The organism is Hungatella hominis, from assembly GCF_014288005.1.
GTDB classification, from domain to species: Bacteria; Bacillota; Clostridia; order Lachnospirales; family Lachnospiraceae; genus Hungatella; species Hungatella effluvii.
In genome coordinates this window covers 1-1,302 of record NZ_JACOPB010000064.1, presented here as the reverse complement: position 1 = coordinate 1,302, position 1,302 = coordinate 1, and the positions used below count along the sequence as shown (strand labels likewise).

The following is a 1,302-nucleotide window of genomic DNA, read 5'->3' as shown; positions in this document are numbered from 1 at the left end:
GTTAAATCCTGAGTGAAACCATTTCCCACTAACAGTGATAGTTCATACATAGTTTCTGTCATGTCTTTATAAAAATATCTGACTTTTTCAAAACGCTTATCCCCTTTTTCCAGTAACAGAATATTCGCTTTGTTTCTGCGGTGTCCGTCAACGATCCGAAATTCTCCATTAACCCGTGCCAGTACTGTTGGCTGCTCCTGTCCGGTAAGAAGAAATGAATCCGCTAACTGTTCGATATTTTTACACTCTATATGAGTGTTTTGTGGAGATTCTTTTACCGTCAAAGGGTTTAGCCATATTTCTGTGTATTCTGTTGTCTTCGCTTCCATTTTTTCCCTAGTAGCTTTACTGATCAAATCCAAACAGCTAAATTTTCCTGATACTGCCATTTACTTTTCCTCCCCTGCCATCTGCACATATTCCTCCACCCATTGCCTGTAACTTCTTGCTACGGCACTACGTGGGCTATACAATTGCACAGGCTGTTGATAAAAGGTACTCTCTGCTGCTCTCTCACTGTAGCGGATACATGTATCAAACAATTTAACATTATCCAACTTAAGCCAATCTACACCGCTGACATTTGTGTCGTTGTTACGATACATAGTAACAAGAGCACCTGAAAAATTTATTTTAGGATTAATCGTGCGTATTTCTTCAATCTGCTCTGTAATGATATCCATTCCCTCCAACGCCCACTGATCTATCTTTATAGGAACTATGACATCATCAGTGACCATTAACGCATTAATGACATTCAGGCCAATATCTGGAGGATTATCTATAATTATGTAGTCATATAAATTCCCGGCCTCATCAGCTGCGTCTTGCAGGTTCCTGAAGCGGCTGCACTGATCCTCCGCTCCTTCTCCCTGCAACTGTACCGTGGCTGAAAGCAAAGACATGTTAGCAGATATCATATCAATTCCGGCCCATTCAGTCCGTTGTGTTATTTTTTCTATTGTTTCCAGTCCTAAAAGCAATTTTGCCGTCTGGCACAGCCCATCCCGGCGATAGGTTCCATATACCTTAGATAAGTTTCCCTGCTTATCATTATCCAGTAGTAAGACACGGGCGGAGTATTTCCGATTCAATAAATACGCCATTTGCACGGCAGTGAATGTCTTTCCTACACCGCCTTTCAGATTTATAATGCTTATAATCCTCATACAATCCCATTCCCTTCCTGCTCTGTCCCTTCACTGCGTAATACATTTCCTCTGGTCATTCGTCTTCCTTTCTCCATTCCAGTCCAGGCCCTTTCTCTGGAATAATATCTCTTCATATTTCATTGTTTTTAAA

The 1,302-nt window shown here is 41.1% G+C and carries 2 protein-coding genes; both read right to left on the bottom strand.

Features of this window, described 5'->3' with window-relative positions; all coding sequences use genetic code 11:
* On the bottom strand, positions 1 to 389 hold a 389-nt coding region (locus H8S75_RS32320; RefSeq protein ID WP_187024973.1), incomplete at its 3' end, for a ParB/RepB/Spo0J family partition protein.
* Positions 390 to 1,169, bottom strand: a complete 780-nt coding sequence (locus H8S75_RS32315) for a ParA family protein (protein WP_187024972.1) — start codon at positions 1,167 to 1,169, stop codon at positions 390 to 392.
* Between the last annotated feature and the right edge of the window lie 133 nt (positions 1,170 to 1,302).

Coding starts and splice junctions, on each gene's coding strand:
- H8S75_RS32315 (WP_187024972.1), bottom strand. CDS start 1,169: ATGAGGATTATAAGCATTATAAATCTGAAAGGCGGTGTAGGAAAGACA.